This is a genomic window from Methylomicrobium agile (assembly GCF_000733855.1).
Taxonomy (GTDB): Bacteria; Pseudomonadota; Gammaproteobacteria; order Methylococcales; family Methylomonadaceae; genus Methylomicrobium; species Methylomicrobium agile.
Map to the genome: position 1 here is coordinate 3,493,088 of NZ_JPOJ01000001.1, position 14,244 is coordinate 3,507,331.

The 14,244-nt window shown below is 57.4% G+C and carries 11 protein-coding genes; 5 read left to right on the forward strand and 6 right to left on the reverse strand.

Features of this window, described 5'->3' with window-relative positions:
• Nucleotides 1-216: 216 nt before the first annotated feature.
• The 4 genes from typA to metH all read right to left on the reverse strand — a co-directional run bounded on the left by typA (nt 217) and on the right by metH (nt 6,764).
• A complete protein-coding gene (typA, locus tag CC94_RS0116395; protein ID WP_005371595.1) occupies nt 217-2,031 on the reverse strand; it encodes a translational GTPase TypA in 1,815 nt (604 codons plus the stop codon).
• Nucleotides 2,032-2,249: 218 nt separating this feature from the next.
• A complete protein-coding gene (locus tag CC94_RS0116400) occupies nt 2,250-2,501 on the reverse strand; it encodes a glutaredoxin family protein (RefSeq protein ID WP_005371596.1) in 252 nt (83 codons plus the stop codon).
• Nucleotides 2,501-3,007, reverse strand: coding sequence for a TIGR00645 family protein (locus CC94_RS0116405; protein ID WP_005371598.1), 507 nt, complete (start codon nt 3,005-3,007; stop codon nt 2,501-2,503). Before CC94_RS0116405 ends, CC94_RS0116400 begins: the two co-directional genes overlap by 1 nt.
• Before the next feature lie 82 nt (nt 3,008-3,089).
• On the reverse strand, nt 3,090-6,764 hold the full coding sequence (gene metH / locus CC94_RS0116410) for a methionine synthase (protein WP_005371599.1): 3,675 nt from the start codon (nt 6,762-6,764) through the stop codon (nt 3,090-3,092).
• Nucleotides 6,765-6,861: 97 nt separating this feature from the next.
• Between metH and CC94_RS0116415 the strand changes: the two genes are divergently transcribed.
• Nucleotides 6,862-7,050, forward strand: a complete 189-nt coding sequence (locus CC94_RS0116415) for a DUF2970 domain-containing protein (RefSeq protein WP_005371601.1) — start codon at nt 6,862-6,864, stop codon at nt 7,048-7,050.
• A gap of 92 nt (nt 7,051-7,142) precedes the next feature.
• Here the strand turns inward: CC94_RS0116415 and CC94_RS0116420 are convergent, their stop codons facing one another.
• Together CC94_RS0116420 and CC94_RS0116425 are read right to left on the reverse strand one after the other, a co-directional pair.
• Nucleotides 7,143-7,568 carry a hypothetical protein gene (locus CC94_RS0116420; protein ID WP_005371603.1) on the reverse strand — a complete coding sequence of 142 codons (426 nt, stop codon included), beginning with the start codon at nt 7,566-7,568 and terminating at the stop codon, nt 7,143-7,145.
• Between the two features lie 28 nt (nt 7,569-7,596).
• Nucleotides 7,597-7,974 (reverse strand): hypothetical protein, encoded by a 378-nt coding sequence (locus CC94_RS0116425; protein ID WP_005371605.1) that lies wholly within the window; start codon nt 7,972-7,974, stop codon nt 7,597-7,599.
• Nucleotides 7,975-8,670: 696 nt separating this feature from the next.
• On the opposite strand from CC94_RS0116425, the gene CC94_RS0116435 reads away from it, so the two are divergent.
• The 4 genes from CC94_RS0116435 to CC94_RS0116450 all read left to right on the forward strand — a co-directional run bounded on the left by CC94_RS0116435 (nt 8,671) and on the right by CC94_RS0116450 (nt 14,234).
• The gene (locus CC94_RS0116435; protein ID WP_031431586.1) at nt 8,671-9,072 is read left to right on the forward strand and encodes a hypothetical protein; all 402 of its coding nucleotides are present in this window, start codon (nt 8,671-8,673) and stop codon (nt 9,070-9,072) included.
• A gap of 77 nt (nt 9,073-9,149) precedes the next feature.
• Nucleotides 9,150-9,881, forward strand: coding sequence for a tetratricopeptide repeat protein (locus CC94_RS22500; RefSeq protein WP_005371613.1), 732 nt, complete (start codon nt 9,150-9,152; stop codon nt 9,879-9,881).
• Nucleotides 9,882-9,987: 106 nt separating this feature from the next.
• On the forward strand, nt 9,988-13,497 hold the full coding sequence (gene smc / locus CC94_RS0116445) for a chromosome segregation protein SMC (protein ID WP_005371615.1): 3,510 nt from the start codon (nt 9,988-9,990) through the stop codon (nt 13,495-13,497).
• Nucleotides 13,497-14,234, forward strand: a complete 738-nt coding sequence (locus CC94_RS0116450) for a cell division protein ZipA C-terminal FtsZ-binding domain-containing protein (protein WP_031431588.1) — start codon at nt 13,497-13,499, stop codon at nt 14,232-14,234. Before smc ends, CC94_RS0116450 begins: the two co-directional genes overlap by 1 nt.
• The last annotated feature ends 10 nt before the right edge of the window (nt 14,235-14,244 follow it).

Consider the following 14,244-nt stretch of genomic DNA (forward strand, 5'->3'; position numbering starts at 1 on the left):
GTTAAAAAAGTTACGTCATTTGCAAAGCCAGCTTTGCAACGCCTTGGAGCTAAACTTAACGGCATTGGGGGTTATCGGGACGGCGTTTTTTCTTGCATTGACGAGCGGCATGCGGTGTAGGGCCGTGGGCCATATATAAAGAGAATCACAGCGGGGGTTGTGCAGACGGCGGACATTCGGGACTGGGCTTGAAGCCCAGCCCCTGCTATTAAGTAGTTAACTTTTTGCGGCCCGTTTCCGTTCGTGTTCGAGCAGCAGTTTCTTGCGCAGCCGAATCGATTTCGGCGTGACTTCGACCAATTCGTCTTCGTCGATGAATTCGAGCGCCTGTTCGAGCGTCATTTTCTGAATTGGTACCAGAATCAGGTTCTCGTCGGTGCCGGCTGCGCGGATGTTGGTCAACTGCTTGGCTTTACAGGGGTTCACGACCAGATCGTTTGCGCGCGAATGGATGCCGACCAGCATGCCTTCATAGACTTCATCGGCATGCACCAGAAATAGCTCGCCGCGTTCCTGCAACGCAAACAGCGCATAAGCCAGCGCCTTGCCCTGAGTCATCGAGATCAGCACGCCGCGTTTTCGGGCGCCTAGCTCGCCTTTTTTCATCGGCCCGTAATGATCGAACACATGGTAGAACAGTCCGGAACCCGAAGTCGAGGTCATGAATTCGGTCTGGAAGCCGATCAGGCCGCGCGAGGGCACCCTATATTCCAGGCGCACCCGGCCTTTGCCGTCCGGCACCATATTCAACAAGTCGCCCTTGCGCTCGCCGAGTTTTTCCATGATCGATCCCTGGTGAGTTTCCTCGACTTCGATCGTGACCATTTCGAAAGGCTCATGTTTTTCGCCGTCGACTTCCTTCAGGATCACTTCCGGGCGCGAAACGCCGAGTTCGAAGCCTTCCCGGCGCATGTTTTCGATCAATACCGACAAATGCAGCTCGCCGCGGCCCGAAACCTTGAATTTGTCCGGATCGCCGGTGTCCTCGACGCGCAACGCCACGTTGTGCTGCAATTCCTTTTCCAGGCGCTCGCGGATCTGCCGGGAAGTCAGGAACTTGCCTTCCTTGCCCGCAAACGGCGAATTGTTGACCTGAAATGTCATCGTAACGGTCGGCTCGTCGACGGTCAGCGGGGCCATGGCCTCGATTGCATCGGGATGACAAAGCGTATCCGAGATTTCAAGTTTTTCGATACCGGTAAACGCGATGATGTCGCCGGCATTCGCTTCCGGCACTTCGACCCGCTCCAGGCCGTGGAAACCGAACACCTGCAGGATGCGGCCCTTGCGCTCTTCGCCTTCGCGGCTGACGATGGTCAGCTGCATGTTGGTCTTGACGGCGCCGCGCTGAATCCGGCCGATCCCGATCACGCCGACGTAGGTGTTGTAGTCGAGGCTCGACACCTGCATCTGGAACGGGCCGTCGGGATCGACGTCCGGCGGGCTGACGTGCGTTACAATCGTTTCGAACAGCGGCGTCATGTCGCCGCCGGTGACGGTCGGTTCCAGGCCGGCAAAACCGTTCAGTGCGGAAGCATAGACGATCGGGAAATCGAGCTGTTCGTCGGTCGCGCCGAGGCGGTCGAACAGGTCGAACGTCTGATCGACGACCCAGTCCGGGCGTGCGCCGGGGCGGTCGATTTTGTTGATTACGACGATTGGTCTCAGGCCCAGCGCAAACGCTTTCTGGGTCACGAAGCGAGTCTGCGGCATCGGGCCGTCGACCGCGTCGACCAGCAGCAGCACCGAGTCGACCATCGACAGTACCCGCTCGACCTCGCCGCCGAAATCGGCGTGGCCCGGCGTATCGACGATGTTGATATGGTAACCGTTCCAGTCCAGCGCGGTGTTCTTGGCCAGAATGGTAATACCACGTTCTTTTTCCAGGTCGTTCGAGTCCATGACCCGCTCGGCGACTTTCGCGTGCGCGGCAAACGTGCCGGATTGCTGCAGCAGTTTATCGACCAGCGTAGTTTTGCCGTGATCGACGTGCGCGATGATCGCGACGTTTCTTAATTTATTGATATCCATTGAGTCAATTTGAAAGGGTTAGCGAATGATTCGATGCGGCGCATCCCGTGCCCGCATCGCAAAAGGGATTTGGGGGTAAACGAGGGTTAAGGAAAGGAATTATACACAAAAGCCGGCCCGGTGTTTTTATCGTTCAACGAGTCACCGAAAAATCGCCGCTGGACGCCGATGGGCGGCGTTCCAGGCGAGCCGCATGGAGGGTAGCCGTCCGTCCGGCTTTAACGCGAAACCGCTTCACCGAACTGTTGCAGAAAATGGGCTGCCTGCGGCAGGTCGAACGGCCAGCAGAGCGCGCGGCGGCTTGCCGGTTCCAGCAGAACCGGGATTTTCAGCGCATAATCGGGCTGCCATTCCGGATGTTCGGCGATGTCGACCGATTCGACCGGGAAATGCGGTGCGCACGCCGCGACGATTTCCCCGGCTTCTTCGCAGAGGTGGCAGCCTTCGGTGCCGAGCAATAAGAAGCGCATCAGTGTTTGCTCATCTTGTCCTGGACGCTCATCAGCAGGGCCGAAACGACCAGCGTCAGATGCACGGCCACGTACCAGAGGATTTTATCGTTATGGGTGTCTTCGATCTTCATGAAGATTTTCAACAGATGGATCGACGAAATCGCGACGATGGTCGAGGCGATCTTCATCTTCAGGGAGCCGTAGTCGTGGGTGCCGAGCCAGTCGAGTTTTTCGGCGTCTTCGGCGATATCCAGACGGGAAACGAAGTTTTCGTAACCGCTGAACATCACGATTACGATCAGGCTGCCGACCATGGTCAGGTCGATCAGGGCCAGCACTTTCAGGATCAGGTCGGTTTCGTTCATCTCCAGGAGGTGTGGCAGGAAATGATAGAGTTCCTGGAAGAATTTGATGAACAGCGCGGCGACGACCAGGCTCATCCCGACATAGACCGGCGCCAGGATCCAGCGGCTGCCGTACAGGATGCGTTCGAGGGAGTGTTCGATTTTTTCTTTTAATGACATGGGATGGGCTCAGGGTTCAAGGTCTAGGGTGCAAGAAATCGGGAGCTTTGAACCTTGCTCTCTGAACTTTGAACCAGTGCTTTCAATGATTCAGATGCGCCGACAGCCAACGTTCGGCGACTTCTTCGGCAATGCCTTTGCGTTTGGCATAGTCCTGCAGTTGGTCCCGGTTGATTTTGCCGACGTTGAAATACTGTGCTTCCGGATGCGCGAAATACCAGCCGCTGACTGCCGCGGCGGGATACATCGCGTAACTTTCGGTCAGGGTGATGCCGGTACTCTCGGTGACGTTCAAGAGCTCGAACAGCCTGGCCTTTTCGGTATGGTCCGGGCAGGCCGGGTAGCCGGGGGCGGGACGAATGCCGCGGTAGGCTTCCTCGATCAATTGTTCGTTGCTGAGTTTTTCGTCCTTCGCATAACCCCAGTAATCGGTTCGGACCGCTTGGTGCATGTATTCGGCCAAAGCTTCTGCCAGACGGTCGGCCAGCGCCTTCAGCATGATGGCGCTGTAGTCGTCGTGATCGCGTTCGAATTCGGCCAGTTTCGCTTCGATGCCGACGCCGGCGGTCACCGCGAACGCGCCGATGTAATCGGCGATGCCTTGCTCTTTCGGCGCGATGAAGTCGGACAGGCAATAGTTCGGCCGGCCCGGCGCCTTCACGTTTTGCTGACGCAGATGGTGCAGCACGGCGCGGACTTTGGCGCGCGATTCGTCTGCGTACACGATCACGTCGTCGCCGTCGCTGTTGGCCGGGAAAAAGCCGATCACCGCGCGGGCGGTCAGCCATGCTTCGTTGATGATTTTGTGCAGCATCACTTGCGCATCGTCGAACAGTTTGCGCGCTTCAAGGCCGACCACGCTGTCGTCCAGGATTTTCGGATAGCGCCCGGCCAGTTCCCAGGTCTGGAAGAACGGCGACCAGTCAATATACCAGACCAGGGTTTCCAGCGGGAAGCGGTCGATGGCCCGGATGCCGAGAAACGAGGGTTTGATCGGGATATGGCCGTTCCACGCGGCTCGGTTCCGGCGGGCGGCTTCGATCGGATGCTGCTGGGTCTTCGCCTCTTTGCCTTTATGGCGCTCTCGAACTTCCCGGTATTCGGCGCGCACCGCTTCGGTATAGCCGGCTTTCAGGTCGGCGCTGAGCAGGCTGCCCGCGACGCCGACGCCGCGCGAGGCGTCCGGTACATAGACGGTCGCGCCTTCGTAATTCGGTTCGATCTTGACCGCGGTATGCGCGCGCGAGGTGGTGGCGCCGCCGATCAGCAGCGGAATCGTAAAGCCCTGGCGCTGCATTTCTTTGGCGAGGTGCACCATTTCGTCCAGCGATGGCGTGATCAGGCCGCTGAGACCGATGATGTCGACCTTTTCCTTGCGCGCGGTCTGCAGGATCGTTTCGGCCGGCACCATCACGCCGAGGTCGATCACCTCGTAGTTGTTGCACTGCAGCACCACGCCGACGATATTCTTGCCGATATCGTGCACGTCGCCTTTGACTGTCGCCATCAGAATCTTGCCGTTGCTTTGGCGTTCTTCGGCCTGATCGTCTTCCATGAACGGCATCAGATAGGCGACCGCCTTTTTCATCACCCGCGCGGACTTGACGACCTGCGGCAGGAACATCTTGCCGGCCCCGAACAGGTCGCCGACCACGTTCATGCCGTCCATCAACGGGCCTTCGATCACATGGAGCGGCTTGTCGGCTTGCAGGCGGGCTGCTTCGGTGTCCTCGTCGATGAAATCGGCGATGCCTTTCACCAGCGCATGTTCGAGCCGTTTGTTGACCGGCCAACTGCGCCATTCCAGCTCTTCGGGCTTGACGGCGCCGCTTGAGCCGTCGCCGCGGTAGCGTTCGGCGATTTCGAGCAGTTTTTCGGTCGCGTGCGGATGCCGGTTCAGCACGACGTCTTCGACCGCCTCGCGCAATTCGGCCGGAATGTCTTCGTAGATCGCCAACTGGCCCGCGTTCACGATGCCCATGTCCATGCCGGCCTGGATCGCGTGATAGAGAAACACCGCATGGATCGCTTCGCGGACCGGATTATTGCCGCGGAACGAGAACGAAACGTTCGAGACGCCGCCGGAAATCAGCGCATGCGGCAGGGTCGCCTTGATTTCATGGGTCGCTTCGATGAAATCGAGCCCGTAGTTATTGTGCTCTTCGATGCCGGTCGCGATCGCAAAAATGTTCGGATCGAAAATAATGTCTTCGGGCGGAAAACCGAGCTGTTCGGTCAGAATGCGGTAGGCGCGGGTGCAGATTTCGACCTTGCGGGCTTGTGTGTCGGCCTGGCCGACTTCGTCGAACGCCATCACGATCACTGCCGCTCCGTAGCGCCGGACCAGTTTCGCGTGTTCGATGAATTTCGCTTCGCCTTCTTTCAGCGAAATCGAATTGACGATGCCTTTGCCCTGGATGCACTTGAGCCCGGCTTCGAGAATTTCCCATTTCGACGAATCGAGCATGATCGGCACTTTCGCGATGTCGGGTTCGGCCGCGAGCAACATCAGGAAACGCACCATCGCTTCTTTCGATTCGAGCATGCCTTCGTCCATGTTGATGTCGATTACCTGCGCGCCGTTTTCGACCTGCTGGCGGGCGACGTCGAGCGCGGCCTCGTAATCGCCGGCCACGATCAGCCGTTTGAAGACCGCTGAGCCTGTGACATTGGTCCGCTCGCCGACGTTCACGAACAGGCTGTCCGGGCCGATCGCCGTCGCTTCGAGGCCGGACAATCGGCAGGCTTTGGGGATGTCGGGAATGGCTCGGGGCGGGTAGGGCGAAACCGCCTCGACGATCGCCTTGATGTGCGCAGGCGTCGTGCCGCAGCAGCCGCCGATGATGTTCAGAAAGCCCTGCTTTGCCCAGTCGGCGATTTCCTGCGCCATCATTTCCGGCGATTCGTCGTATTCGCCGAATTCGTTCGGCAGGCCCGCGTTCGGATGCGCGGAGACATGGGTATCCGCGATCGTCGACAGTTCGTCGATGTGCTGCCTTAATTCCTTTGCGCCGAGCGCGCAGTTGAAGCCGAACGAGATCGGTTCGATATGTTTCAGGGAATGCCAGAACGCGGCCACGGTCTGGCCCGATAAAGTCCTGCCCGAGGCATCGGTGATCGTGCCGGAAATCATCACCGGCAGCTTGTGGCCGATCCGTTCGAAGTAGGCGTCGACCGCGAAGGCGGCGGCTTTCGCGTTCAGCGTGTCGAACACCGTTTCGATCAGGATGATGTCGGCGCCGCCGTCGATCAGGCCCCGGGTGGCTTCGGTGTAGGCCTCGACCAGTTCGTCGAACGAAATGTTACGGAAGCCGGGATCGTTTACGTCGGGCGACATCGAGGCGGTCCGGTTGGTCGGTCCCAGCACGCCGGCGACGAAGCGTGGCTTGTCCGGCGTAAGCTGTGTATAGTCGTCGCAGGCCTGGCGGGCGAGACGCGCCGATTCGACATTGATTTCGTAAACCAAAGCTTCCATCCGGTAGTCGGCCATCGCGACCCGGGTCGAGTTGAAGGTGTTGGTTTCGATGATGTCCGCACCGGCTTCCAGGTAGGCGCAGTGGATGGCTTTGATGATCGCGGGCTGGGTCAGCGACAGAAGATCGTTGTTGCCTTTCAGGTCGATGTCCCAGTCGGCGAAACGCGCGCCCCGGTAGTCTTTTTCCTCCAGCTTGTAGCTTTGGATCATGGTACCCATCGCGCCGTCGAGGAATAGGATTTTCTGGGAAAGGAGCTGTTTTAAATCGGGGGTCTTGTCCATGGGCAAAAGGTAAAAGGTCGGGCCGGTCGTCGAAAAATTGCGGTTGGTAGGGCCGAATGACTACACTATTATTCGAATTTTTTTAAAGGAGGTACGAATGTCCAAACCGTCGATCGTCGATGTCATAAAAAGTGTTTTGTCCGCCGCAATGGGGGTGCAAAGCGAAAAAAACAGGCAAAAAGATTTTATGCAAGGCTCGTTGCCGGCCTATCTGATAGCGGGGCTGATCTTTACGGTCGTTTTTGTTTCCGCGATCATTTTCCTGGTACGGATGGTTACCGGTTGACCGCTATCAAGGAATCCGGGACCCCGCCGCAAACTAAAAAGCTCAAGCATTGCTTGAGCTTTTTAGCGAGGCGGGCGGGGCCTTGTGGTGTTTTATTCGGGAGTTTTGAAGCTTTGCGAAATGCTGGTAAACATTTCCTTGATACCGCTAAACAGGTTGTGGATCGAAAAGGATTCTTTCGTAACGAACTTGAGCCGCACGAAGGCCACTGCGAGCACGCCGGCAAGCGGAGGCATCAGTTCGAAAAAGACCGACAGCAGATAACCGCCCACGCCCTGAAAGCCGCCCTGGTTTTTTCTGTCGCCGACACTGAGCAGGTCTCTTTCGTAATCGCCGCTGGACTCGCTGCCCCGGACCGCTTCCAGGATAAAGACGTTTGCCTGCACCAAGAGCATTTGCACGACAAAGAACACGCCGGCCGCGATCGCGACCCACATTAAAGGATTGCTGACTTTTGCTTTGTTAGCCGACTGATAAATCCAGATGACGGCCAACACCATTAAAATTCCACCTATCATAGTTACACCTTTATTATTTTCTTAATTATTATTTTTTCAGGAAGAAGTAATTGAAAGAACATTTGAGCACCATGCTGTCGGCGGTCTTTTCGACGGCTTTGCAGGTCTCGAATTTGCCGCGTCCCGGCGACACTTCTTTTTTCAGTACTCCATCCTCGACTATGTATTTTACTTCGATTCTCATCTCATTGGTACGGCCGAGCGAGTCGGTCGCAATCGTATGCAGGATGCCGTTGTCCGCAAAATCCCAGACGATATCGACGTTCTTCTTTTCGCCGTCCAGCTTTGCCGCTTCCGCATACAAATTCCATTTGCCTCGAATATCGCTGTCATCCTTCAACTGCACATCGGCGTTTGCCGTGAAAGACGCCAGCAAGGCTACCGATGATAATAAATAGTGGCGCATGAATCTATCCCCTCAGTCCGAATCTATTACACAGAATTTAAACTATACCACACTCGCTATCCGAGGACATACTGACGCGGTAAAAAGAATGCCGCAGGCCGGGGCCGGGCCGTTTATCCGTCATTAATCCTTGACTTTAATGGAGCCTAAAGTATCATGTGCATTCCTTGCTACTAATCTGGCAATTTCTAAAAAATATTTACAATTATAGGTAGGACTAATATGGGGTTCATCTTAGATTTGACTGAGACTTTGAAAACGCCTGCTGGCATTGTTGGTTTGCTGGTGGTGGTTGGCGCGGTGTATGCCCTGGTAAAATGGGTTTTCGCTCCACACCCGGACGACGAGCAGTAAATCTCTGTCTCAACCCGCTTAATCATTAATTATTAAGTATTTAGGCCGCCTGAACTGATCTCGAAATTATTGAGGATTAGAGGCGGCCTATTATTTTCAAACGTTCTTTCTTCCTTTCAGTCTGACGATTGTCCAGGATGGCTTTATAGCTTCCGGCAGGTCGTCGATTCCCCTCAGATTCCGGCTCCAAACCCGGCACAAGCGCCCGGCCGGGTCCGTTTGCCTTGACGAACCGGTGTCAAGCCGGTAGAAGGCTTGTCATTTGCTAACGAGTCGGGATAAAGTCTGCCTTTTATTCATTCCCGCCGGTTCTTCATGCCCGCAGAAACAAAACGAAAAGTCTTGGGACCCCCTTATGCGGAAGTCAGCGAAAGCCCTCCGCTTGTCGACCCGGCCAAAAGCCGTCGCCTGCGCGGGATACTGAACCCTGAAAATGCCGGCCGGCCGAAGCAGCCGGAGACGGTTCCCGTCGCCGTCGACCCCGATCATCCGTTTGATTTTCCCGAGGATGTGGCTGAAGACTTGCTGCGGGCACGAAGGGTTATCGATGAAGAGGTCGACCGGATCATGCGCTTTTTCCCCGAAGGTAGGAAAAAGAACCTATTTAAGTTAAGATTCGGCACCCTGGAGGAAATCCGGGCTATGGAGGTCCGGGCGATTTTCAAACGGTTGAAGCTCGATTCCCGGCGCGCGAATCTGAATCGATTGCAGAAGATCAATTATTACGGGCAGAAAGTTTCCTGACTGCGCCGAAAAAAGTGGCCTGGATTTTATGGGCGGCATATTTTTTCCGCCCTTACTCCGCGCTAGATGAGAAATCAATGATGCAAAAACATTTCATTATACTTTTCGTGCTGTCCGGGCTTTTATCGGGCTGTGCGGGACTTTACGAACAGCAGTATCCCGCTCCGATCCATGCGGGGCCCGCGCCGGTCTACCGACAGCCGCGCGCGCCTGTGGTGCAGCCGCCGGCTCCGGCTCAGATTCCCGAACCTACCGTGACAACGACACCGATTCCGGAATTCAATCAGCAGGTGACTCCTATCGAGCCGACGCCGATGACCGGCGGGACGGACGGAATGCTGCCGCCGTTGCCGGAGGCGGATGTCCCGGCCGTGACGGGCGGTGTCGAAGCGCCGCCGGTGTCTCCGGGCCCCGCAGTCAATGTCCCGGCGCCGGAAGCGTTCGTTCCGGCTCCTATCCCTTTTCAGCCGATAGAACCGTCCGCTTCGTCTTCGCCGGCCGTCGGCGCGCTGGTGACGGCCGCCAATCAGAGCAGCCGGTCGGGGAACCTGGATTCCGCGATAGCCACGATCGAGCGCGCCCGCAACATCGAGCCGAACAATGCCGGCCTCTATTACAAGCTGGCACTGTTACGATTGCAGCAGTCCAAACCGAAACAGGCCGAGGAGCTGGCGAAAAAAGCCGCGCTTCTGGCCGGCGGCGACCGATATCTGAAGAAGCACAGCTGGCTGCTGATCGCCCGCGCGCGCGAATTGCAGAAAGATTCCTCCGGCGCCAAGGCGGCGCGCGACAAGGCCGCCGGTTTTTAGCTTGGCGTTCCGATGCGGCGCGCGGCGCTGAAAACAGTCGCCGCTCGCCGCATTATCATCGATAATACGCGCTTATTTTGTTCGCGTAGCATTTCTTCTTTCCGTAATGAGACTGGAAAAAATCAAACTGGCGGGTTTCAAGTCGTTTGTGGACCCGACGACGATTCCGATCACCGGCAATCTGACCGCCATCGTCGGCCCGAACGGTTGCGGCAAATCGAACATCATCGACGCCGTGCGCTGGGTGATGGGCGAAAGTTCGGCCAAACACCTGCGCGGCGGGAACATGGCCGACGTGATTTTCAACGGTTCTGCGACCCGCAAACCGATCGGCACTGCCTCGGTCGAACTGATCTTCGACAATACGGAAGGCAAACTGGGCGGCGAATATGCCAATTACTCGACCATTTCGATCAAGCGCCAGGTCAGCCGCGACGGCCAGTCGCAGTTCACGCTGAACGGCTCGAAATGCCGGCGCAAGGACATCACCGACATTTTTCTGGGCACCGGCCTCGGAGCGCGCAGTTATGCGATCATCGAACAGGGCACCATTTCGCGGGTCGTCGAAGCGAAACCGGAAGATCTGCGTCTGCATATCGAAGAAGCGGCGGGCATTTCCAAATACAAGGAAAGGCGCCAGGAGACCGAATCCCGGATGCAGAATACCCGCGAAAATCTGGAGCGCCTGCAGGATCTTCGCGACGAAGTCGAAAAACAGCTGAAGCACCTGCAAAAACAGGCCGAGAAAGCCGAGAAATACACCGAACTGAAAAAGCAGGAACGCCAGTTCAAACTCGAATTGCTGGCGATGCGCTGGCAATCATACCAAGCGGCCGCGGCCGCGCTGGAGTCGGCGATGCAGGAAGCGGCGCACGAGCATAATCGGGTCTTCGTTGAATTGCGCGCGTTGGAAAGCGCGCTCGAAAGCAAGCGCGGCGATCATAAAAACCAGCAGCACAATCTGAATAAGGCGCAGGGTGATTATTACAGCGTGGTGGCGGAGGTCGGCAGCCTGGAGCAGGCGATCCGCCATAACGAACAATCCCATCGCGAAACCGAGACCGAGATCGACCGGGTAACGCGTCAGGCCGAACAGGCGCAGGGCGAGATCGATACGGACCGGGAGCAGCTCGAAACCCTGAAGCAGGCGAAACTGACCGCGGAAGAGGCTTTACAGATCGCCGAACAGCGTCAGGAAGAAAGCCTGCAATGGCAGCAGGGCGTACAGCAGAAGCAGAGCGACTGGCAGGCCGAGTGGGAAGTCTACCGGACCGAAAGCGCGCGCTATCAGGAACAGGCCGAGGTCGAACGGGTCAAATCCCGGCAGTTGCAGAACCAGAATCGGCAATTGCAGGCCCGCCGCGATCAATTGCAGGCCGAGCGCGACGAATTGTCCGGCAGCGAACTGGAAGACGAAATCGAGGCGCTGGCCGAGGAAATCGATCTGCTCGAAACGGACCGGGCCGAGCTGCACGAAAAGATCGAGGCCGCGCAACGGCTGAGCCGCGACCGCCGGGACGAGATCAAAAGCCTGCACGACACGTTGCACAAACAGCGCGCCGAACTGCACGGCATCCGGGGCAAGATCACTTCCCTGGAACTGCTTCAGCAGCATGCGATGGGCAAGGACAACAAGAAACTGAACGAGTGGCTGAACGCCATGCAGCTCGGCGGCAGCCGGCGGCTGGCCGAATGCCTGGACGTGCAGCCGGGCTGGGAAACCGCGGTCGAAACGGTGCTGGGCGGCTATCTGGAAGCGATCTGTGTCGAGGATGCCCAGCCGGTGGTGGCGGAATTGCCCCGCTTGCAGGGCGATTCGCTCGCCTTGTTCGAAACCGGTTTCCGGGTCAACTCCGAAGCGTTGCAGAACGGCGAACTTCTGACGGCCAAGGTCAAAGCATCTTGGGATTTGAACGCGATTCTTGCCGGCATTCATTGTGCCGAAGATACGGCGTCGGCCAGACATTTGGCCTTGTCGCTGAAGCCCTACGAATCGGTGATCACGCCGGACGGCGCCTGGTTCGGGCCGGGCTGGATCCGGATCATCCGCGCGCAGGACAGCAAGGCCGGCGTCCTGCAGCGCGAACGGGAACTGCGCCAGCTGAAGCAGCGACAGGAAGAATTACAGGCCGAAATCGCCGCTTTCGAGGAGCGCCTCGAAACCGCCGAGGACGATCTGAAGACCGCCGAGCGCAGCCGCGACACGCTGCAGCAGGAAGATAAAACGCTGCAAAGCCGGCTGACCCTGCGCAGCGCCGAGCATAGCGCCAAAACTGCGCGTTTCGAACAGCAGCAGCGCCGGATCGCTCAGCTGCGCCGCGAGCTGGAAGAGATCGACGCGCATATCGCCGAGAATGCCGAGCTGATCGCCGAGTCGGTCCAGTTGATGCAGGAGGCCGAACAGACGCTCGAAAAACAGGCGCAGCAAAAACATCAACTCGAAAGCGCGAGCCAGGATCTCTCCGGCCAGCAAAAATCGGCCGAACAGAGGGTGCATGACGCCCGGCAAAAAGTTTTCGCGCTGAAAACCCAGATCGAGTCGCTGCTGGCCTCCGAAAATCATACCGCGAAACAGATCGAACGCCTGGAATTGCAGTGTCGGCAACTGTTCGACCGAAAGGCCGAGCTGGAGGCAAAACTGCAGGATACCTTGAAGCCGATCGACGAAGAAAAACAGCAGTTGCAGGAACTGACGCTCGACCGCGAACGGCTCGACAAGCAACTGAAAACGCAGCGCGCATTACAGGAACAGGTCGAAGCCGATATTTCGCGGTTCTCGCAGGAACAGGTGCGACTGCAAAACGCACTCGAAAAACGTAAGGAAGCGCTCGACAAGATTCGCTACGAACTGCAGGAAAGCCGGGTGCGCCAGCAAACCGTCAACGAACAGCTGACCGAGATCGAAGCCGATGCGGATGAAGTGCTGAAGCAGTTGCGGGAAGGCGCCGAGGAGTCGGCCTGGAAGCAAAAAGTCGACGAACTGGCCCGGCAGATCGAACGCCTCGGCGCGATCAATCTGACCGCGATCGAAGAGTTCAAGGCGCAGACCGAACGAATGAATTTCCTGAATGCGCAGCATGCCGACCTGACGGAAGCGCTGCAGACCCTGGAATTGGCGATCAGCAAAATCGACAAGGAAAGCCGGCTGCGGTTCAAGGAAACTTTCGATAAAATAAACGGCGGCCTGCAGGAAAAATTTCCGAAATTGTTCGGCGGCGGCCAGGCCTACCTGGAACTCAGCGAAGAGGATCTGCTCGAATCGGGCGTGAACATCATCGCGCGGCCGCCCGGCAAGCGCAACAGCTCGATCCATCTCTTGTCCGGCGGCGAAAAGGCGCTGACCGCGGTCGCGCTGGTGTTTTCGATTTTCGATCTGAATCCGGCGCCTTTCTGTCTGCTCGACGAGGTCGATGCGCCGCTGGACGATGCGAATGTCGGCCGCTTTTCCAAAATGGTCGAGGAAATGTCGTCCTCGGTGCAGTTTTTATATATTTCGCATAACAAGGCCACGATGGAGATCGCGCACCAGTTGGCCGGTGTCACGATGAAAGAACCGGGAGTCTCCCGGATGGTCGCGGTCGATTTAGAAGAAGCAGTCAGTCTGGCGGAAACCTGATGGATAAAGAATTATTGAGAATTGTGATCATTGCAACCGGTTTGATCATCATTACCGGGATGCTGGCATGGGCATTCGTCAAAAGCAAGAAATACCGGGACAGCCTGGAGGACGATTTCGAAGACGAAACGCCGCCGAAGTCCGGGGTTGCCCCGAGAAAGGCCATTGATGACGAGGACTTTCCCGGCACGTTGGAAGAGGACGACGACAGGATGGCAGTCGCGTCCGCAGCGGTTTCATCCGGCAAAACGGGCCGCTACCATGAGCCGGAGACCGAAGAGCCGGACGCTGAGGCGAATCCGGAAGCTGAGGATTCTGAAGACTATGACGAGCCGGAGCCGCGCTTTCCCGCGCCCAGCATCATTCAGTTCAGCGTCATCGCGAATCAGGACGAAGGTTTTAACGGTCTCGACCTCGCCCATGCGTTCGACCTCGCCGGCCTCGAATACGGCAATCTAAAAATTTACGAACGGCTCGACTCGAAACGCCTGGTGGATTTCGGCGTCGCCAGCATGCAGCCTCCGGGCACTTTCCCCGAGCACGATCTGGAAGACTTCTATTGCCCGGGCATTATCTTTTTCATGCAGCCCGGCGAGCTGGAAGACGCGGTGCCGGTATTCGACGACTTCGTGCAGACGGCCGTGTTCATGGCGGCCGAACTGGACGGCACCGTGCTCGACCACGAGCACAGGCCGTTGAGCGAGAAAACGGTGGAATTGATTCGCCGGAGCCTGTAATACTTATCGG

Bases quoted from the DNA above. Each gene is read 5' to 3' on its own strand.
- CC94_RS22500 (WP_005371613.1), top strand. From the start codon at position 9,150: ATGATGCAAAAACATTTCATTATACTTTTCGTGCTGTCCGGGCTTTTA.
- CC94_RS0116415 (WP_005371601.1), top strand. From the start codon at position 6,862: ATGTCCAAACCGTCGATCGTCGATGTCATAAAAAGTGTTTTGTCCGCC.
- typA (WP_005371595.1), bottom strand. From the start codon at position 2,031: ATGGATATCAATAAATTAAGAAACGTCGCGATCATCGCGCACGTCGAT.
- CC94_RS0116420 (WP_005371603.1), bottom strand. From the start codon at position 7,568: ATGATAGGTGGAATTTTAATGGTGTTGGCCGTCATCTGGATTTATCAG.
- CC94_RS0116405 (WP_005371598.1), bottom strand. From the start codon at position 3,007: ATGTCATTAAAAGAAAAAATCGAACACTCCCTCGAACGCATCCTGTAC.
- CC94_RS0116400 (WP_005371596.1), bottom strand. From the start codon at position 2,501: ATGCGCTTCTTATTGCTCGGCACCGAAGGCTGCCACCTCTGCGAAGAA.
- metH (WP_005371599.1), bottom strand. From the start codon at position 6,764: ATGGACAAGACCCCCGATTTAAAACAGCTCCTTTCCCAGAAAATCCTA.
- CC94_RS0116450 (WP_031431588.1), top strand. From the start codon at position 13,497: ATGGATAAAGAATTATTGAGAATTGTGATCATTGCAACCGGTTTGATC.
- CC94_RS0116425 (WP_005371605.1), bottom strand. From the start codon at position 7,974: ATGCGCCACTATTTATTATCATCGGTAGCCTTGCTGGCGTCTTTCACG.
- smc (WP_005371615.1), top strand. From the start codon at position 9,988: ATGAGACTGGAAAAAATCAAACTGGCGGGTTTCAAGTCGTTTGTGGAC.